The organism is Streptomyces tritici (assembly GCF_048500665.1).
Lineage (GTDB): Bacteria > Actinomycetota > Actinomycetes > Streptomycetales > Streptomycetaceae > Streptomyces > Streptomyces tritici.
The window spans coordinates 3,323,664-3,342,704 of record NZ_CP183183.1; the positions used below are offsets into that span (position 1 = coordinate 3,323,664).

The window sequence follows — 19,041 nt, forward strand, 5'->3', positions numbered from 1 at the left end:
CTTAGACTCCTGCAGTGACAGGCTGAGGCCCGAGGGGCAAGATGGGGCCCGCCCGTCGCCCAAGGCAAGGCAGTGGTCAGGGAGGAACCGTCGTCGTGAGCAGCAGGCCATCCCGAGGCGCTGCTCGCCTCGCAGCCATACTCGACGCCCTCCCCGACGGCCTCGTGCTGGTCAACTGCAACGGCACCGTCGTCAACGCCAACACCATCGCGCTCGGTCTCTTCGAGTCCCCCGGCACCGCCCTCGTCGGCCGCGGCCTGCTCGACCTGCTGCCCGACTTCGACTCGCGGCTCATCCCCGGCTCCATGCGCCGCCCCGACGCCGCCGACGACCGCGGCCGGACCAAGCCGGCCCGCATGATCGCCCGCCGCACCGACGGCAGCGAGTTCCCCGTCGAGGTGACCAGCGCGAGCCTGGAGGACGGCCGCGAGGCGTACGACTCGTACTCCTCCTACACCGGCGACGAACTGCTCATGCTCGTCGTCCGCGACCTCACCGGCACCGTCGACACCGAGGCCGAACTCGCCCGCTCGCAGCGCCAGACCGAGATGATCCTGCGCGCCGCGTCCGAGGGCGTCGTCGGCACGGACACCGACGGACGCGTCGTCCTCGTCAACCCGGCCGCCGCCCAGATACTGGGCTTCCGCGCCGGCGACCTCGGCGGCAAGGAGCTGCACCCGTTGATCCTGCACTCGCGGCCGGACGGCGAGCCGTTCCCGTACGCCGAGTCGCCGCTCGCCGACACGCTCCGGTCCGGCCGCAAGCACCGGGTCCGCGGCCAGGTGCTGTGGGCGAAGGACGGCTCGCGCGTCCCCGTCGACCTCACCACCGCGCCCGTCCGCGACGGCGACCAGCTCGTCGGCGCGGTCATGACCTTCATCGACCGGCGCCCGCAGGAACTGCTGGACGAGCAGCACGCCGCCGAACTGGCCGAGCGCGACGAGCGGCACGCCGCGGAACTCGCGGAGCGGGAGGAGCGGTACGCCGCCGAGCGCGCCGAGCACGAGGAGCGCGCCGCCCGCGAGCTGGCCGAACGGCAGGAGCGGCTGGACGGGCTGGAGAAGCGGTACGCGGAGATGGCCGCCCGGCACGAGCAGCTCACCGCGCTGCTCGACCGGTCCCTGCGCGGGCCGCTGGAGGAGCTGCGGGCCGAGCTCTCCGGCCTCGCCGCGGACGACGCCGGGCAGCTCTGGCCCGAGGCCAACCAGCTGCTGCACCATCTCGCCGCCGGCTACGGCCGTATGACCACGCTCGTCGACAACGTGCTCGGCTACCAGCGGCTCGACAGCGGCGCCGACGTGCTGGCGAAGGCCCCGGCGATGCTCGACGGCGTCGTGACCGCCGGCATCGACGGCGCGGTCGAGCTGATCGGGCCCGGGCGGGCGCAGTTCGCGGTGCACGCCCCGCCGATCGAGGCGGAGGTGGACGCGCCCCGCCTGGTGACCGCGCTCGCGCATCTCGTCGCGGACGTGGCCGGCGTCGACGCGACCGGCAAGTCCACCATCGCCCCGGCCCCCGCCGGCGGCTACGTCGACTCGACCATCGTGGTCGCGGCGGCCCAGCGCGGCGACGTCGTGCGGATCGAGGTGCGCGGGCCGTCCGCCGGCGGCGACGCCGTGCACCAGCCCGTCGTGCGCGGGATCGTGGCCGCCCACGGCGGTGTGCTGCAGACGCACGAGGTACCGGGGATGAGCGGGAGCGCGTACGTGCTCGAGGTGCCGATCGGCGCCGGGCGCGGCACGGTCACGCCCGCGCCCCGGTCCGAACCGGCCGCCGAGGAGAGCGCCGCCCCGGCGCTGCCCGCGCAGCAGAGCGGGGACACGACGGGCGGCGGCCGGCGGCGGGCCCGCCGGTCGTCCACCGACGCGTTCCTGGAGAGCCCGATGGCCCCGGAGGGCGGCGACGCCGCCGCCGAGCCGAGCGGGCGTCGCCGCGGCCGTACGGAGGAGGCGCCCGCGGCCGCCGAGCTGATCCCCGCGCAGAACGCGGGCGCCGTCGAGCCCACGGGGCGCCGACGCGGCCGGCCCGCCCCGGCCGAGGGCGCCGTGGTCACCGCCGCGGAGGGCGCCCAGGGGCGGCCGGCGCTCGGCGACACCGTGCCGCCGCAGGGCGTCCCGGCGGACGCCGCCGCGCCCCGTTCCGGCCGCCGCGCCCGCCGCGCGGCCCCGCAGGGCCTCCCGGCCCTGCCGTCCGCGGCCCCGGCGCCCGCCGCTCCGTCCGCGCCGACGCCCGCCGCCGCGTCCGCTCCGACGCCCGCCGCCGCGTCCGCTCCGACGCCCGCCCCGATGAACGGTCAGGAGGCCGTGGCCGGTCCGGCCGTGCTGCCTCCGGCTGCGGCCCCCGGGGCACCCGAGGCCGCCAATGCGGCGTCCGCGACGGGGGTTTCGCCGGTGCCGGGTGGGAGTGGTCCCTTGCCGGGTGCGGGCGTGCCCACGCCGGGTGTGAGTGGACCCGTGCCAGGCGCGGGCGTGCCCACGCCGGTGCCGGGTGTGAGTGGACCCGTGCCCGCTGCCGGAATGCCACTGCCCGAGGCGGGGGTTCCGGCTGCTGCTGCCGGGCTGCCCGGTGCCGGTGGGGCGGTTCCTGGCGCGGTGCCTGGGGCGGTGCCTGGGGCCGGTGCGGCGACGCCGACTCCCGGGGCGCCGAACCCTGTCGGGATGCCTGTTGCCGGTGGGCCGGCTCCCGCCGCGATGCCCCCAGCCGGTGGGATGCCGAACCCGGCCGGAATGCCTGTTGCCGGTGGGGCGGTTCCTGGCGCGTTGCCTGTTGCCGGTGCGCCTGCCCCTGGTGCGACGCCTGCTGCGGGGATGCCGAACCCGGCTGGGATGCCCGTTGCCGGTGGGGTGACCCCCGGCGCGATGCCTGCTGCCGGTGGGCCGACCCCCGCCGCCGGGATGCCCGCCGCCGCGACGCCGAATCCCGCCGGGACGGCTCCGGGCCTTGCGCCGATGGGGCCCCACCCCGACCCGCGGGCGGGGGCTCCTGTGCCCGCCTCCGAGGTACCCGCAGGTCCGGCCGCGCCCGCCGCGTCCGTTCCCACCGCCATGCCCGCCGCAGGTGTTCCCACCGGCTCCACCACCATTCCCCCCGTCGGGCCGATGCCCGCCCCGGCCGCCCCCGCTGCCGGGGCCGGGATGCCGGTCGGTCCGCTGCCCGAGGAGGCCCCGGCCACCCCCGTCACCCCTGCCGCCTCCGCCCCCGACGCCACCCCGCCCCACGGCACCGACGGCCCCCGTCCCACCGGTCGCCGTCGGCGGGCGCTCGGCGGGGCCGTCGCCGAGGACGAGCCGGCGCGATCGCCGTTCGCCCTGCCGCCCGCCGACGCGGACCGGCACGACGCCGCGCACGGCGAGCCCGACGAGGACCACACGCCGCCGCAGCCGCACCCGCTGCCCACCGGCCGTCGCCGCGCCGCCACGCAGGACGGCGGCACCGGCTCCGTACCGCTGCCGCCCGCGCTGCCCATGCCGCCGGCCACCCCGCGCCCCGCGGCGCAGCCGCTCCCCGCGGAGTCGCCGGCCCCGCCGGCCGGCGAGACGACGCAGGGGCGGGCGTTCAGCGTGCGCACCCTCGGCCAGGGCGTGCCGTTCGCCCAGCAGTTCGCCACGCAGCAGCAGCTCGGCTCCGGCCGCCGCCGCAAGCTGGCGACCCCGCCCGCGGACGACCGTCCGCTGCCGTCGTCCGCCGCCGAGCAGCCGGCCCCGGCCGCCGCGTCGGCCACCCCCCGCCCGACCGCCAACGGCACCCCCGCAACCACCACGGCCCCGGCCCCGGCCGCCTCAACCGCCGCGCCCTCCGTCGCGACGCCCCCGCCGCCGTCCCGGCTGGCCCCGCCCGCGGAGGGCCGCGCGTACGCCATAGGGGCGCCCGACGAGGACGCCGACGAGGGCCCGGAGCCGCTGGACGGCCCCGGCGGCGCGGTCGAGGTCGCCAACCGGCCCGCCCCGCAGCCCGTCGACGACGAGCTGCCGCCGGAGCCGCTCGACAACCCGCGCCGGCTGCTCGTCTGGCCCGCGCCCGACGTCGCCACCCAGCAGGCCCTCAGCGACCGCGGCTACCGGCCGGTGATCGTGCACTCCCGCGAGGAGGTCGACGCGCAGATCGCCGCCTTCCCGGCCGCGCTGTTCGTCGACCCGCTGACCGGGCCGATCACCCGTACCGCGCTCCAGTCGCTGCGGCAGGCGGCCGTGGCCGCCGAGGTCCCGGTGCTGCTCGCGGCCGGGCTCGGTCAGGCGACGCGGGAGGCCGCGTACGGTGCCGACCCGGCCGTCCTGCTCAAGGCGCTCGCCCCGCGCGACAGCGAGCAGCACCCGTCCCGCGTGCTGCTCATCGAGGAGCACGACGACATCGCGCACGCGCTGACCGCGACCCTCGAACGGCGCGGGATGCAGGTGGCGCGGGCCGCCGCGGACACCGACGCGGTCGCGCTGGCCACCCAGACCCGGCCCAACCTCGTGGTGATGGACCTGATGCAGGTGCGCCGCCGCCGGGCCGGGATCATCGACTGGCTGCGCGCCAACGGCCAGTTGAACCGCACGCCACTGGTCGTCTACACGTCCGCCGGGCTCGACGAGGAGGAGCTGCCGAAGCTGTCCTCGGGCGAGACCGTGCTCTTCCTCGCCGAGCGCTCCACCAGCGCCGAGGTCCAGGCGCGGATCGTCGACCTGCTGGCGAAGATCGGCACCAACTGAGCGAGGGCAACGCTCCACGCACCAACTGAGCGAGGGCAACGCTCCGCACACAGAAGGGGGTTCACCGTCCCGACGGTGAACCCCCTTCCTCTGCCCGCGCCTTACAGCGTCGTGACCTCCAGCTCCCCCTCCGCGTACTGCTTGCGGATCACCTTCTTGTCGAACTTGCCGACGCTCGTCTTCGGCACCGCCGGCACCAGCGCCCAGCGCTCCGGCAGCTGCCACTTGGCGATGCTCTCGCCGAGGAACGCGCGCAGCGTCTCGTAGTCCGCCGTCGCGCCGTCCTTGAGGACGACGGTCGCCAGCGGCCGCTCGCCCCACTTGTCGTCCGGCACCGCGACGACCGCCGCCTCGGCGACCTCCGGGTGGGCCATCAGCGCGTTCTCCAGCTCGACGCTGGAGATCCACTCGCCGCCGGACTTGATGACGTCCTTCGCCCGGTCGGTGAGCGTGAGGTAGCCGTCCGGGCTGATCACGCCGACGTCACCGGTGCGCAGCCAGCCGTCCGGGCTGAACTTGTCCTCGGGCCGCAGCGGTTCGCCGTCCGAGCCGCCGTAGTACGCGCCCGCGATCCAGTTGCCGCGCACCTCCAGCTCGCCCGCCGAGACGCCGTCCCACGGCAGGACGTCGCCGCCGGGGCCGATCAGCCGGCCCTCGACGCCGGCCGGGAAGCGGCCCTGCGTGATCCGGTACGGCCACTCCTGCTCCTCGGTGAGGCCGGCCGGCGGGTGGGACATGGTGCCGAGCGGGGAGGTCTCCGTCATGCCCCAGGCGTGGCAGAGCCGGACGCCGAGCTTGTCGTACGCCTCCATGAGGGCCGGCGGGCAGGCGGCGCCGCCGATCGTGACCTGCTTCATGCTGGAGAGGTCGCGCGGGTGGGCGGTGACCTCGGCGAGCAGGCCCTGCCAGATGGTCGGCACGGCGGCGGCGTGACAGGGCTTCTCCCGCTCGATCATCTCGGCGAGCGGGGCGGGCTGCAGGAAGCGGTCCGGCATGAGCATGTTGATGCCGGTCATGAACGTGGCGTGCGGCAGGCCCCAGGCGTTGACGTGGAACTGGGGGACGACGACGAGGGTGGTGTCGCGGTCGGTCAGCCCCATCGACTCGGTCATGTTCACCTGCATCGAGTGCAGGTAGATCGAGCGGTGGGAGTAGACGACGCCCTTCGGGTCGCCGGTGGTGCCGGAGGTGTAGCACATGGCGGCGGCGCTGCGTTCGTCGAGTTCCGGCCAGTCGTACGTGGTCGGCCGGCCGGCGATCAGTTCCTCGTAGTCGTGGACGCGGGCCGCCGCGCCGTCGAGGACGGAGCGGTCGCCGGGGCCGGAGACGACGACGTGCTCGACGGTCGGCAGGTGCGGGAGGAGCGGGGCGAGCAGCGGCAGCAGGGAGCCGTTGACGAGGACGACCCGGTCGGCGGCGTGGTTGACGATCCAGACCAGCTGCTCGACGGGGAGGCGGAGGTTGAGGGTGTGCAGGACCGCGCCCATCGACGGGATGGCGAAGTACGCCTCCACGTGCTCGGCGTTGTTCCACATCAGGGTCGCCACCCGGTCGCCGTCCCGCACCCCGAGCTCGTCGCGCAGCGCGTTCGCCAGCTGGACGGCGCGGGCGCCCGCCTCGGCGAAGGTGCGGCGCTGCGGTTCGGGGTCCCCGGTCCAGGTGGTGATCGTCGACTTCCCGTGGATCGTCATCCCGTGCTGCAGGATGCGGGTCACGGTCAGCGGTACGTCCTGCATGGTGCTCAGCACGGCGTCCTCCCGGTGGGCGCTACGTGGCTCGAAACGGTGTGCAGATTCTGCGCACATACCGCGCGGTATGTCACTACCCGGGAGTACGGAAAATAAGAAAGTGCCAGTGATCGCTGGCCCGGTCGGGACGGACGGGCCCGGCGTCGGCGCAGCTCGGAGTGCCGGTCGCCGTGCCCGGCCCGCCGTCGCGCGTCAGCGGACCGGGGCCAGCTCCGGGTCCTCGCGGAGCTTGCCCAGCGCCCGCGAGACGGCGCTCTTGACCGTGCCGACGGAGACGCCGAGCACCTCGGCGGTCTGCGCCTCGCTCAGATCCTCGTAGTACCGCAGGACGACCATCGCCCGCTGCCGGTCGGGGAGCCGCATCACCGCGCGCCACATCGCGTCGTGCAGGACCTGCTGCTCGGCCGGGTCCGGCAGCGGCAGCCCGTGCGGCTCCGGCAGGTCCTCGCAGGCGAACTCGTCGACCTTGCGCTTGCGCCACTGCGAGGTGCGGGTGTTCACGAGGGCGCGGCGGACGTAGCCGTCCAGGGCGCGGTGGTCCTCGATGCGCTCCCAGGCGACGAACGTCTTGGCGAGCGCGGTCTGCAGCAGGTCCTCGGCGTCGCTCGGGTTCGCGGTGAGCGAGCGGGCGGTGCGCAGCAGCACGGGCCCGCGGGCCCGTACGTACGACGAGAACGACGCGTAGGCCGAGGGCGCGGTGGCGGGCTTGGAGGCCCCGGTGCAGACGGGACCGGGTCGCGGAGTCATGTCTCCACGCTAGGAGCGGGGCCGTCCACGGGGATCGGCCCCAGGTCCCGAACCCGGATCCGCCTCAGGTTGTAGGGGTGGGGACAGCCGGACCTCCTGAAGGTGGAGGGCCGGGTCAGGGTCGTCGGGGTCGACGGCGGGGGCGGGGGCGTCGCGTACGGCGAGGGGCGCCGGCCGCTTCGTACAGCCGGCCGGGGCCGACGGCCCGACCCGTCCGCCGGGGAGCCGCGTCCTCACCCCCCGTCCGCCCCCAGGAGGAGCCCCGAGGTGGGGACGCCCGTGCCCGCCGTGACCAGGGTGCGGGCCGCGCCCGGCACCTGGTTCACGGACGTGCCCCGGACCTGCCGGACCGCCTCCGCGATGCCGTTCATGCCGTGCAGGTACGCCTCGCCCAGCTGCCCGCCGTGGGTGTTCAGCGGCAGCGCGTCCGCCGCGACGAAGTCCGCCGCCTCGCCCGGCCCGCAGAAGCCGAACTCCTCCAGCTGCATCAGCACGAACGGCGTGAAGTGGTCGTACAGGATCGCGACGTCGACGTCGCCGGGCCCGAGTCCCGAGGTCCGCCACAGCTGCCGGGCCACCACGCCGCTCTCCGGCAGCCCGGTCAGCCCGTCGCGGTAGAAGCTGGTCATCGCCTCCTGGCCGCGCCCGGCCCCCTGCGCCGCGGCGACGATCACGGCGGGCGGCCGCCGCAGGTCCCGGGCCCGCTCGACGGACGTGACGACCAGCGCCTGCCCCCCGTCCGTCTCCTGGCAGCAGTCGAGCAGCCGCAGCGGTTCGGCGATCCAGCGGGAGGCCGCGTGGTCGGCGAGGGTGATCGGCCGGCCGTGGAAGTACGCGGCCGGGTTGGTCGCCGCGTACCGCCGGTCGGTGACCGCGACATGGCCGAACGCCTCCGGTGTCAGCCCGTACGTGTGCAGATACCGCTGGGCGATCATGGCGACCCAGGACGCGGGCGTGAGCAGCCCGAACGGCAGCTGCCAGCCCAGCGCCGCGCCCTCGGCGGACGGCTCGCGCCGCTGCACCCCGGAGCCGAAGCGGCGGCCGGAGCGCTCGTTGAAGGCGCGGTAGCAGACGACGACCTCGGCGATCCCGGTCGCCACGGCGAGGGCGGCCTGCTGGACGGTGGCGCAGGCGGCGCCGCCGCCGTAGTGGACGCGGGAGAAGAACGACAGCTCGCCGATGCCCGCCGCCTGCGCGACGGTGATCTCCGGGCTGGTGTCCATGGTGAAGGTGACGAGCCCGTCGACGTCGGCGGGCGTCAGACCGGCGTCGTCCAGGGCCGCGTGCACGGCCTCCACGGCGAGCTTCAGCTCGCTGCGGCCGGAGTCCTTGGAGAACTCGGTGGCTCCGATGCCCGCGATCGCCGCCCGCCCGCCGAGCAGGTCCCCGCGCCGGACGCTCATCGCGGGACCTCCACGGTGACGGTGACCGTGCCGGTGACGTGGTTCCCGAGCCGGTTGGCGCCGACGATCCGCACCTCCGCGGTGTCCCCGTCGACGGCGGTGACCGTCCCGGTCAGCGTCATGGTGTCGCCGGGGTGGTTGGGCGCGCCGAGCCGGATCGCGACCTTGCGCAGCACCGCCCGGGGCCCGAGGCAGTCGGTGACGTACCGGCCGACCAGGCCGTTCGTGGTCAGGATGTTCATGAAGATGTCCGGGGACCCCTTCTCGCGGGCCAGTTCGGCGTCGTGGTGCACGTCCTGGTAGTCGCGCGACGCGATCGCTCCGGCGACGATCAGGGTGCGGGTGATCGGCAGGACCAGGGGCGGCAGTGCGTCACCGGGCTTCATGAGGGCTCTCCGATCGTGTCCGGCCCGTCCGCCAGCAGGTCGCCCAGCTCCTGCAGCAGTTCGGCGCCGCGCCCCAGGTACGCGTCGAGCTGGCGGCCCCACAGGAAGTGGCGGTGGACGGGGTGGTCGAGGTCCGCGCCCGCGCCGCCGTGCAGGTGCTGGCCGGCGTGGACGACGCGCCGGCCGGCCTCCGACGCCCACCACGCGGCCGTCAGCGCCTGCCCGGCGCACGGCAGCCCGGCGTCGAGCCGCCAGGCCGCCTCGTACGCGGTGACCCGGATCGCCTCCCTGTCCATGTACGCGTCCGCCGCGCGGAGTTGGACGGCCTGCCGGGTGGCCAGCGGCCGCCCGAACTGCTCGCGCCGGTTGACGTGGTCGACCGCGCGGGCCAGGGAGCCGGCGCAGACGCCCGCCTGGAGGCCGGCGAAGGCGATGCGGGCGACGGCGAGCACGTCCTCGTACGCCTCGGGGCCGCGGCCGAGCCGTTCGCCGGGGGCGCTGTCGAGGAGCAGCCGGCCGGCCGACCAGGGCGCGGTGAGCTCGACCGGTTCGACGACCGCGTCGGCGGTGCGGATCAGCCAGAGGTTCCGCTCCTCGTCCGGGACGAGGACGTGCGTGGCGTCCCGGAGCCACGGCGCCCAGGCGACCTCCCCGGTGAGCCGCCCGCCGGTGAGCCGCACGGGGACGGGGAAGGCCCCGGTCGCGATCGCGGAGCCGTCGCGCAGGGCGGGCAGCAGTCGAGCGCGCTGCTCGTCGGTGCCGTGCCGGGCGACGGCGAGGATCCCGTACACGGCGCTCGCCGCGAACGGCGTCTGCGCGGTGGTGCGCCCCTGCTCCTCCAGCATCAGCACCAGGCCCAGCAGGCCCAGCTCCTCGACGGCCGCGGGCAGGCCCGCCGCGCACAGCGCCTTCCACAGCTCGGCGTCCGTGCCGGTGCCGGCGGCGGCGAGCCGCTCGGGCGCGGCGAGGTCGGCGAAGATCCGCGCGGCCAGCCCGCGGGCCGCCTCCTGCTCCTCGGTGGGCGTGAAGTCCACGGTCAGCCCTCGCTCCCCGGCAGCGCCCGGAACACCGGGAGCACCAACTCCTCGTCGTACCTGCGGAATTCCAGCCGTACGGGCATCCCGACGCGCACCTTGTCGTACGGCACCCCGACGACGTTGCTGACGATCCGGACGCCCTCCGCCAGCTCGATCAGCCCGACCGCGTACGGCCCCGCCGCGTCAGCGGCGTGATCGGACTCCGTGAAGGCGGGGAAGGGCGGGTGGTGCATGACGACGTACGAGTACACGGTGCCCTCGCCGCTCGCGTCGACGGTGTCCCACTCCTGGCCGGCGCAGGCGTTGCAGCCGGGGAGCCAGGGGAAGCGGAGGGTCGCGCAGCCGGTGCAGCGCTGGATCAGCAGCCGGTGCGCGGCGACGCCCTCCCAGAAGCCGGCGTTGTCGCGGTTGACGACGGGGCGGGGACGGCGGGGCCGCTGGGGATCCGGATCCGTTGGCGGCTCGGGCTTCTTCCCGGCGGGGGCGTACTTGAGGATGCGGAAGCGGTGCCTTCCGGCGAGTTCGCCGCCGGCGCGGACGTCCATGCGGGTCGTGACGAAGTGCCCGGTGCCGAGCCTGGTGGTCTTGCGCGGCGAGACCGACTCGATCACGGACTCGAAGGTGATCACGTCGCCGGGGCGCAGCGGCCGCAGGTACTCCTGCTCGCAGTCGGTGGCGACGACGGCGGTGTACCCGGCGCCGTCGAGCAGCGCGCTCAGCTCGTCGTACGCGGCGGAGCGGTCGGTGTGCCCGGACAGGCCGCCCATCGTCCACGCCTGGAGCATGGTGGGCGGGGCGACGGCGCCGGGGCCGGTGTAGGCGGGGTTCGTGTCGCCCATGGCCTCGCACCAGTGGCGGATCATGGGCTCGTTGACGGGGTCCTTGCCGCGGCCGGAGGTGGTGGAGGGCCGGCCCTCGAAGGTCCTGAGCCGCTCGTACAGCGGATCGGCGGTCGAGCCCTCGAAAGTCGTCGAGCCCTCGAAAGTCCTGAGCCGCTCGTGCAGCGGATCAGCGGTCGCGTCCCCGTGGCTCATCGCCGCCCCCGTGTCCGCAGCCCGAGCCGCATGGTGGCGACGAGCTCCCGCTGGACCTCGCTGACGCCGCCGCCGAAGGTGTTGATCTGGGCGGCGCGGTTCATCCGCTCCAGTCCGCCGTCCCCGAACACGCCGGGGGAGCCGCCGCGGACGAGCCCGGCGTCACCGGCGAGCTCCTGGCAGATCCGGTACACCTCCACCGCGGACTCGGTCCCGGCGAACTTCACCCCGCTCGCGTCGCCCGGCAGCAGCCGGCCCGCGCCCACCTCGCCGACGAGCCGCCAGTTGAGCAGCCGGGTGGCGGCGAGCCGCGCGTACGCCTCGGCGGCCCGGGCCCGTGCCCAGGGCTGGTCGATGCGACGGCGGCCGGTGACCGGATCGGGGGTGCGGGCGGCGGCGAGGGCGGCGGCGTAGTGGTCCTCGGCCTGCATGCCGAGGGCGGCGAGGGCGACGCGCTCGTGATTGAGCTGGTCGGTGATGAGCGTCCAGCCTCCGTGCTCCGGGCCGACGAGGTTGCCGGCGGGGACGCGGACGGAGTCGTAGTACGTGGCGGTGGTGATCTGCCCGCCGACGGTCTCGATCGGGGTCCAGGAGAAGCCGGGGGAGTCGGTGGGGACGAGCAGGAGGGAGATGCCGCGGTGCGGGGCGGCGTCGGGGTCGGTGCGGCAGGCGAGCCAGATCCAGTCGGCGTTCTGGGCGTTGGAGGTGAAGATCTTCTGCCCGTCGATCACCCAATGGTCGCCGTGGCGCACGGCCTTGGTCCGGAGGGAGGCGAGGTCGGTGCCGGCCTCGGGCTCGCTGTAGCCGATGGCGAAGACGAGCTCGCCGCGCAGGATGCGGGGAAGGAAGTACGCCTTCTGCTCGTCGCTGCCGTACTTCATGAGGGTCGGGCCGACGGTGTTGAGCGTGACCATGGAGACGGGGGCGCCGGCGCGGTGGGCCTCGTCGAAGAAGACGAACTGCTCGTCGGGCCCGCGGCCCCGGCCGCCGTACTCCTCCGGCCAGCCGAGCCCGAGCAGCCCGTCGGCGCCGATGCGGCGCAGCAGCCGGCGCTGGGCGGCGGGGGCGCCGGGGTCGCGGGGGTCCGGGGGGCCGTCGGGCATGAGCGCGGCGAAGTACGCGCGGAGCTCGGCGCGCAGCCGGAGCTGCGGTTCGGTGGGGGCGAGGTGCACGGCGAGGGCCTCCCGGGGTGCGCTCTCCGATCAGGGTTTCTGACTGTCCGTCAGATCCGGGGCCATGTCAAGGGCGGGGGGCGGGGGAGCCGGTACGGACGCGGAACCGCCCGCCGGCTCGGCGGACAACGGCGACGGCCCGCGCTCCGGCACCGAAGTACCGTCGCGCGGGCCGCCGTTCACCCCTCGTCATGCCGGGTCGTCATGCCCCCACCGTCATCACGCCCTCGCCGTCACGCCCCCGTCGTCACACCCCCGTCGGGCCGGGCCGGACCCCGTCGCACGCGGACCGGTCGGCCGCGGGCCGGTCACCCGCGGCCCGGTCACCACCAGAGTGGGAAGAAGGTCACGGAGGTGTTGTCCTGGTCGATGGCGGTGAACGCGGAGCCGTTCACGCTGGCGATGCTGCTCTGGTTGGAGGCGCCGGAGCCGTTGGCGACCTGCTGGCTAGTGGTCGAGTTGCCGAAGTTGTCGCCGCCCCCGCCGCTGCCGACGATCGAGGCCACGCTGGTGTTCGATCCGTCGTCCGCGAAGCCGCCGTTGTCGGCCTGGGCCACGCCACCGAAGACCGCGACGGCGAGGGGGAGGGCGGCGACGGCGGCGATGACGCGGGCGGTACGGATGCTTGCCATGTTCATTTCCTCCAGGAGCGGTGCAGGGCTGTCTGCCTGCACTCGGCAGAAGTACGGCTGGTTCCAAGGCAGTTGGCCGACCACCTCGGTCGCTGTTCACGACGTCGCGAGTCCAGAGTTGCCCAGCGGATCCCCGGCGAACCGCCCCAGGCCGGTCGATTCCCCCTCAAGCGTGAGGACAAGTCGATAAACGTCCTTGATGCAGAGAAGCCCCAGGTCACAGGGAAAGGGGCGATTCAAACAGGCTCGGCGCCAAGCCGTCACAAGAGAGGAAAGGTTTCGCCAATCCCGGACGAATCCCCCGCCCACCCAGACGACGGACTACCGATCTTCGAACGCATGTACGAAACTAGGCCCATGGCCATCTCGTCCCGGCAGACCGCCACCCTGGCCCTCGCCCACGCCCTCTCCGCTGCGGAGCACGGGCTCCCCGTGATCCCGCTGTCCCCCACGAAGCTCCCCGCGCTGCGCTCGCCGCACCACGACGACGTCCCGGGCACGCCCCGCTGCCGCGGCGAGTGCGGCCGGCCCGGCCACGGCGTCCACGACGCCACCACGGACCCGGCCCGCGTCCGGGCCCTGTTCGCGGCGGCGCCCTGGGCGACGGGCTACGGCATCGCCTGCGGCCGCCCGCCGTACCACCTGATCGGCGTCGACCTGGACACCAAGGGCGAGACGGACGCCGGGGCCGCCCTGCGCGAGCTCGCGCTGCGCCACCTGTTCACGCTGCCGCCGACGGTCACCGTCCTCACGCCCAGCGGCGGCCGGCACCTGTGGCTGTCGGGCCCGGCGGACGTGGTGGTCCCGAACTCGGCGAGCCGGCTGGCGCCGGGCATCGACATCCGCGGCACGGGCGGCTACCTCGTGGGCCCCGGTTCGGTCACCGCCCACGGCGCGTACCGCCTCGCCGAGGGCACCGGCCGGCTGCCCCCGGCCCGCTGCCCGAACGCCCTGCTGGCCCTGATCGCCCCGCCGCGCCACACCCGCCCGGCCCCGGGCGGCCACCCGGCGGGCGGCGCGGGCCTGATCCACTTCGTCCTGGCGGCGCACGAGGGCCAGCGCAACACCCGCCTCTTCTGGGCCGCCTGCCGCGCCTACGAGAACGGCCTCGGCGACGCCCTGGCCGAGCCCCTGGTCACCGCCGCCGTCCGCACCGGCCTCACCCCGGAAGAAGCCCGCGCCACAGTAGCCTCAGCCGCCCGCCTCACCACGCCTGCCTGACGCCCTCGCCGAGACGGGGGCGCCCCAGGCCTCCGGCCCGGCACCTCAGGTACCGAAGACGACGTCGATCACCCACCGACACAAGCAGAGGGCGGGCCTCCAACCGGAGACCCGCCCTCTGACCTGGTGCGGTGGGTGTGGGATTTGAACCCACGGTGGCTTGCGCCACGACGGTTTTCAAGACCGTTCCCTTAGGCCGCTCGGGCAACCCACCCGCGCCCCGCCTCACCTGCCGCGGAGCGGGTACAGCCTACCGGCTGGGCGTGGGCGGCGCGTCGGCCCGGCCACAGGTCGACCACAGCCTGGGAAGGACGGCGCCAGCACCCACGGTGCGAGCTGGCACTGAGTCATGTGGCGGGAGTGACGGCCGCGTCGACCGCCGTGCGCGCGCATCACGCTGAGGGGAAAGGGCTGCCGATCTGCTCGGCAGCCCTTCTCACGGGGTCACACCCGTCCGTCAGTTGTCGCCCGTGCGCTTGCCGAGGGTGACGGTGACCTCGGTCGGCTTGCCGTCGCGTTCGTAGGTGAGCTCGACGCGGTCGCCGGGGCGGTGGGTCCAGATCTCGGAGATCAGCGTCGGGCCGCTGTCGATCTGCTTGCCGCCGAACTCGGTGATCACGTCGCCCGGCTTCAGACCCGCCTTCGCCGCGGGCCCGTTCGGGGTCACCGCCGGGGTGCCGCCCGCGCCCTCCTCGGCGATGGCCGCGCCCTCGCCCTTGTCGGTCATGTTCACCGTCGCGCCGATCACCGGGTACACCGGCTGGCCGGTCTTGATCAGCTGCTCCGCGACGTTCTTCGCCTGGTTGATCGGGATCGCGAAGCCGAGCCCGATCGAGCCCGCCTGCGACTGGCCCATCCCGTTGCCCGCCGACTGGATCGCGGAGTTGATGCCGATCACCGCGCCGCTCGCGTCGAGCAGCGGGCCACCCGAGTTGCCCGGGTTGATCGACGCGTCCGTCTGCAGCGCGCTCATGTACGAGTTGCCGCCGCCGGAGCCGTCGCCCGAGGCCACCGGGCGGTTCTTGGCGCTGATGATGCCCGTGGTGACCGTGTTCGACAGGCCGAACGGCGCGCCGATCGCGATCGTCGAGTCGCCGACGGCGACCTTGTCGGAGTTGCCCAGTGGCAGCGGCTCCAGGCCCTCCGGGGCCTTCTTCAGCTTCAGCACCGCCACGTCGTAGCCCTGCGCCCGGCCGACGACCTCGGCGTCGTACGTCTTGCCGTCCGAGAAGGTCGCCGACAGCGTGCCGCCGCCCTCCGCCGCGGACGCCACCACGTGGTTGTTGGTGAGGATGTGGCCTTCCTTGTCGTACACGAAGCCCGTGCCCGTGCCGCCCTCGCCGTCCGCGCCGCCGGTCTTCGCCTGGATCGTGACGACGCTCGGCAGCGCCTTGCCCGCCACCGCCGCGACCGTGCCCGGCGCGCGCTTGAAGTCGGCCGGGGAGTTCCCCGAGGAGACCGTCGTCGAACTCACCGTGTCGTCGTTGCGCTCGGCCGCCCAGTACCCGATGCCGCCTCCGACGCCGCCCGCCACGAGCGCCGCCGCGAGCACCGCGGCCACCAGGCCGCCGGTGCGCCGGCGCGGGGACTGCGGCCCGGGCGCCGCCGGAACGGGCGCGCCCCAGACCGGCCCACCGCCGCCGCCCGCCCCGTACGCGGGGACGGCCGGCGGAGGCGGCGGCCATCCCGCCTGCTGGTGCGCGGAGGCCGGGGCCGGCGCGGGGGCGGAGGCCGGTGCCTCCGCGGCGGCCGGGGCCTGCGTCGGCGCGGGCGGGACCGTCGGCAGCGGCGCGGTGGCGGGCTCGGACCGGGGGGAGTGCCCGGGCTCGCTCGACGGAGCCGCCGCCGACGGGTCGGCGACGTCCGGCGTCGGTGGGGCGGGAGGTGCAGGAGGTGCGGACGGGGCGCTCGACTCCGCCGGTGTCCTGGCGCCCTCGTTCTCGGTGCTCACAGCTCTCTCCTCAATCACTGCGCAGGTCGTCGTCTGTCCACGGGTCAGCTTTTCCCACCGGCCGTCAGGCCACTGTAAGCGGGACCTGTGGGTTCACCCAGGATCCTTTATTACGGACATAACGGACATTCGGCGATCATCGCCCCACGCACCCATGGGTCTGCCGCCCCGTGGATGTCACCATGTCGCGGTGACCCACGCACGGCAGCACACGATCCAGGTCGTCGCCCACCGCGGCGCCTCCGAGGACGCCCCCGAACACACCCTCGCGGCCTACGTGAAGGCCATCGAGGACGGTGCCGACGCGCTCGAATGCGACGTCCGGCTCACCGCGGACGGCCACCTCGTCTGCGTTCACGACCGCCGCGTCGACCGCACCTCCAACGGCCGCGGCGCCGTCTCCGCGCTGGAGCTCGCCGATCTCGCCGCACTCGACTTCGGCACGTGGAAGGGCCGCGAGGAGGCGAACGAGGGCCCGGACTGGGGAGACCGCGAGTACACCTCCGTCCTCACCCTGGAGCGGCTGCTCGAACTCGTCGCCGACGCCGGCCGCCGCATCGACCTGGCCATCGAGACCAAGCACCCCACCCGGTACGCCGGCCAGGTGGAGGCGCGCCTGCTGGAACTCCTGCGCCGGTTCGGACTGGCCGAGCCGGAGCCGGACGACTCGCCCGTCCGGGTCATGAGCTTCTCCGCCCGCTCCCTGCAGCGCATCGAGCGCGCCGCGCCGACCCTCCCCACCGTCCACCTCACCCAGTTCCTCACCCCGCGCCTCAGGGACGGCCGGCTGCCCGGCACCACCCGCATCGCGGGCCCCTCCATCCGCATCGTGCGCAACCACCCCACCGTCGTGCTCCGGCTCCAGCAGGCCGGGCACCAGGTGCACGTGTGGACGGTCGACGACCCCGAGGACGTCGAACTCTGCGCGCGACTCGGCGTCGAGGCGATCATCACGAACCGGCCCAAGCAGGTGCTGTCCCACCTCGGCCGCGGCTGAACGCCGTCCCAGGGGAGCGATAACCCGCCCCAGGAAAGCGATTTCATCCCGTCCGCCCCTCCCGTCACATCCTTTACAGGGAGTGCACCGGCGCGTTCGGACCGTGATCGTGCGTCACAAGTGCGTCATCGGAGCCTTACTCACCGGTTTCCGGTACAGGCCGCAGGGGCATTGACACCGTGGCGTGGGGTGAAGGAGGTCTCGGGGGTGGCGTTGGTGGTGGCACAGGAGGTGCCCACGTCGTCGAGCATGGCCGTACCCCATGGCCCTGCGGGCGTGGGGGAAGCGCGGCACCGGATGCGGGAGCAGTTGCACCGCAGCGGAGTGGCCGAATCGGTCGTCGACGACGCGGTACTGATCCTTTCCGAGCTGCTCAGCAACGCCTGCCGGCACGGCAGACCGCTGGGGCACGCGGAGGTCGGGGACGGCGACGTGCGCGCGGCCTGGCGGCTGGACGCGGCGGGCGGGCTGACGGTCGAGGTCACGGACGGCGGTGGTCCGACCCGCCCGGTTCCGGCCACGCCCTCGGTCACCGCACGCGGCGGCCGCGGGCTGAACATCATCAGCGCCCTGGCCCAGGACTGGGGCGTACGGGACAGCGCGACCGGCGAGGTCACGGTCTGGGTCCTGGTCGCCGCCGGGCACCGCCGCGAGGACTTCGCGACGAGCGTCGCCGGCCCGGGGTACGAACTCCTCGACGCGTACGAGGACCTGGACTGACGCCACCGGCGGCCGTACGAGGGCAGGCGCGGGACGAGGGTGTACGGGCCGGGCGTACGGCTGCCGTCGCGGGTCCGGACGTCCTGCGACGCGCCACCCCCGCCCGGCACAGGATGCGGACGCCCCCCGCCCGGCACAGGCGTACGGGCGACACGCGCGCGGCACCCGGACGGCACCGCCGTCCCCCGACGCGCCCCCGCGCGGGCCCCGGGCGGCTAGGCTCGCGGCGGAGAACGCACCGCCGCTATCGGGAGAAAGCCACACCATGGCCAAGAAGCGCCCCCAGACGAAGGCCGTCACGCCGCAGCAGACCGACGGAGAGATCCCGGTCGTCGGGGCCCGCGAGCCCTGCCCGTGCGGTTCGGGTCGCCGCTACAAGGCGTGTCACGGGCGGGCCGCCGCGCACGCCGTCACCCAGCACGTCCAGCGCCCCTTCGAGGGCCTGAACGGCGAGTGCGACTGGGTCGCCCTGCGCGAGCTGGTGCCCGCCGCCACCGCGCCGCTCGCGCTGAAGGGCGGACTGCCGGAGGGCGTGCCCTCGGTGACGCTGGCGACCGTGCTGCCGATGGCCTGGCCGGCGCTGCGCCGCGACGACGGCTCGATCCTCCTCGCGCTGCAGAACGAGTCCTCCTCGGGCGACCTCGCGCGCGACCTGGCCGACACCCTCCAGCGCGCCCTGGAGACCGAGCCCGGCAGCCCGGTGCCCGCCCGCCGCGTGCCGGCCGAGGGCCCGCGCCTGCAGGAACTGCTCGACGCGGACGTCGATTTTGCGCCGGAGGTGCACGAGGGCTTCGAGTTCTGGGTCCCCGAGTCCGGCGACAACGCCTCCCCCGAGGTCACCGCCTCCCTGGAGCGCGCCAACGCCGCCGCGATCCCGACGGTCCGGCTGACCGGCGTGGACGCCGCGTACTGGTGCGAGACCCCGGAGAAGAACCACCTGCGCTGGGTCATGCCGCACCCGGAGGAGAAGCTGCTCGACGCGCTGGCCAGGCTGCACGCGGCCGGGATCTCCTCGCTGGGCGAGGGCACGCGCCTCGTCGGCTCCTTCCGGGCCCACGGCCTCATGGTGCCGGTGTGGGACCTGCCCAGCGAGATGCGCGCGGACGACTGCGAGAAGCCGGCGGCCGAGTTCGCCGAGCGGCTGGCCGCGGCGCTCGCCGAGGACGCCCCGCTCACCCCCGAGCAGCGGCGCGCCCGCGGCGGTCTCACGAACCGTCAGGTCACCCTGAGCTGAACCCCGGGGCGCCCGGGTGCGGGGCGGGGCGGCTGACAGACCGACCAGTCGGTGACCTCCGCCACAAC

The 19,041-nt window shown here is 74.9% G+C and carries 14 protein-coding genes and 1 tRNA gene; 5 read left to right on the forward strand and 10 right to left on the reverse strand.

Annotated features, from left to right (window positions below; translation table 11 throughout):
* Positions 1–95 precede the first annotated feature (95 nt).
* Entirely contained in the window at positions 96–4,691 is a 4,596-nt protein-coding gene (locus tag ACNJ93_RS15350) for a PAS domain-containing protein (protein ID WP_418957970.1), read from the forward strand.
* 101 nt (positions 4,692–4,792) lie between these two features.
* On the opposite strand, the gene ACNJ93_RS15355 is transcribed toward ACNJ93_RS15350, so the two are convergent.
* The 8 genes from ACNJ93_RS15355 to ACNJ93_RS15390 form a co-directional block, all read right to left on the reverse strand.
* Entirely contained in the window at positions 4,793–6,439 is a 1,647-nt protein-coding gene (locus ACNJ93_RS15355) for a long-chain fatty acid--CoA ligase (RefSeq protein ID WP_418957971.1), read from the reverse strand.
* A 192-nt stretch (positions 6,440–6,631) separates the two neighbouring features.
* On the reverse strand, positions 6,632–7,186 hold the full coding sequence (locus ACNJ93_RS15360) for a SigE family RNA polymerase sigma factor (RefSeq protein ID WP_418957972.1): 555 nt from the start codon (positions 7,184–7,186) through the stop codon (positions 6,632–6,634).
* Positions 7,187–7,419: 233 nt separating this feature from the next.
* The gene (locus ACNJ93_RS15365) at positions 7,420–8,589 is read right to left on the reverse strand and encodes a lipid-transfer protein (RefSeq protein ID WP_418957973.1); all 1,170 of its coding nucleotides are present in this window, start codon (positions 8,587–8,589) and stop codon (positions 7,420–7,422) included.
* The gene (locus tag ACNJ93_RS15370) at positions 8,586–8,975 is read right to left on the reverse strand and encodes a MaoC family dehydratase (protein WP_418957974.1); all 390 of its coding nucleotides are present in this window, start codon (positions 8,973–8,975) and stop codon (positions 8,586–8,588) included. The genes ACNJ93_RS15365 and ACNJ93_RS15370 overlap by 4 nt, the downstream gene beginning before the upstream one ends.
* On the reverse strand, positions 8,972–10,009 hold the full coding sequence (locus tag ACNJ93_RS15375; protein ID WP_418957975.1) for an acyl-CoA dehydrogenase family protein: 1,038 nt from the start codon (positions 10,007–10,009) through the stop codon (positions 8,972–8,974). Before ACNJ93_RS15375 ends, ACNJ93_RS15370 begins: the two co-directional genes overlap by 4 nt.
* A gap of 2 nt (positions 10,010–10,011) precedes the next feature.
* On the reverse strand, positions 10,012–11,046 hold the full coding sequence (locus tag ACNJ93_RS15380; protein WP_418957976.1) for a bifunctional MaoC family dehydratase N-terminal/OB-fold nucleic acid binding domain-containing protein: 1,035 nt from the start codon (positions 11,044–11,046) through the stop codon (positions 10,012–10,014).
* Entirely contained in the window at positions 11,043–12,218 is a 1,176-nt protein-coding gene (locus ACNJ93_RS15385; protein ID WP_418957977.1) for an acyl-CoA dehydrogenase family protein, read from the reverse strand. Before ACNJ93_RS15385 ends, ACNJ93_RS15380 begins: the two co-directional genes overlap by 4 nt.
* Positions 12,219–12,541: 323 nt before the next feature.
* A complete protein-coding gene (locus ACNJ93_RS15390; RefSeq protein ID WP_418957978.1) occupies positions 12,542–12,850 on the reverse strand; it encodes a hypothetical protein in 309 nt (102 codons plus the stop codon).
* Positions 12,851–13,207: 357 nt separating this feature from the next.
* Between ACNJ93_RS15390 and ACNJ93_RS15395 the strand changes: the two genes are divergently transcribed.
* A complete protein-coding gene (locus ACNJ93_RS15395) occupies positions 13,208–14,071 on the forward strand; it encodes a bifunctional DNA primase/polymerase (RefSeq protein ID WP_418957979.1) in 864 nt (287 codons plus the stop codon).
* 129 nt (positions 14,072–14,200) lie between these two features.
* On the opposite strand, the gene ACNJ93_RS15400 is transcribed toward ACNJ93_RS15395, so the two are convergent.
* A tRNA-Ser gene (locus ACNJ93_RS15400) sits at positions 14,201–14,285 on the reverse strand.
* 243 nt (positions 14,286–14,528) lie between these two features.
* On the reverse strand, positions 14,529–16,022 hold the full coding sequence (locus ACNJ93_RS15405; protein WP_418957980.1) for a S1C family serine protease: 1,494 nt from the start codon (positions 16,020–16,022) through the stop codon (positions 14,529–14,531).
* Positions 16,023–16,212: 190 nt separating this feature from the next.
* Between ACNJ93_RS15405 and ACNJ93_RS15410 the strand changes: the two genes are divergently transcribed.
* From ACNJ93_RS15410 to ACNJ93_RS15420, 3 genes are all read left to right on the forward strand, one after another.
* Positions 16,213–17,019, forward strand: coding sequence for a glycerophosphodiester phosphodiesterase (locus ACNJ93_RS15410; RefSeq protein ID WP_418957981.1), 807 nt, complete (start codon positions 16,213–16,215; stop codon positions 17,017–17,019).
* Between the two features lie 120 nt (positions 17,020–17,139).
* Positions 17,140–17,739 carry an ATP-binding protein gene (locus ACNJ93_RS15415; protein ID WP_418957982.1) on the forward strand — a complete coding sequence of 200 codons (600 nt, stop codon included), beginning with the start codon at positions 17,140–17,142 and terminating at the stop codon, positions 17,737–17,739.
* 265 nt (positions 17,740–18,004) lie between these two features.
* Positions 18,005–18,973, forward strand: coding sequence for a DUF5926 family protein (locus tag ACNJ93_RS15420; protein ID WP_418957983.1), 969 nt, complete (start codon positions 18,005–18,007; stop codon positions 18,971–18,973).
* Positions 18,974–19,041 lie beyond the last annotated feature (68 nt).

Excerpts from the sequence above, each read along its gene's own strand:
- ACNJ93_RS15360 (WP_418957972.1), bottom strand. The coding sequence starts at position 7,186 with ATGACTCCGCGACCCGGTCCCGTCTGCACCGGGGCCTCCAAGCCCGCC.
- ACNJ93_RS15365 (WP_418957973.1), bottom strand. The coding sequence starts at position 8,589 with ATGAGCGTCCGGCGCGGGGACCTGCTCGGCGGGCGGGCGGCGATCGCG.
- ACNJ93_RS15370 (WP_418957974.1), bottom strand. The coding sequence starts at position 8,975 with ATGAAGCCCGGTGACGCACTGCCGCCCCTGGTCCTGCCGATCACCCGC.
- ACNJ93_RS15380 (WP_418957976.1), bottom strand. The coding sequence starts at position 11,046 with ATGAGCCACGGGGACGCGACCGCTGATCCGCTGCACGAGCGGCTCAGG.
- ACNJ93_RS15390 (WP_418957978.1), bottom strand. The coding sequence starts at position 12,850 with ATGGCAAGCATCCGTACCGCCCGCGTCATCGCCGCCGTCGCCGCCCTC.
- ACNJ93_RS15395 (WP_418957979.1), top strand. The coding sequence starts at position 13,208 with ATGGCCATCTCGTCCCGGCAGACCGCCACCCTGGCCCTCGCCCACGCC.
- ACNJ93_RS15420 (WP_418957983.1), top strand. The coding sequence starts at position 18,005 with ATGGCCAAGAAGCGCCCCCAGACGAAGGCCGTCACGCCGCAGCAGACC.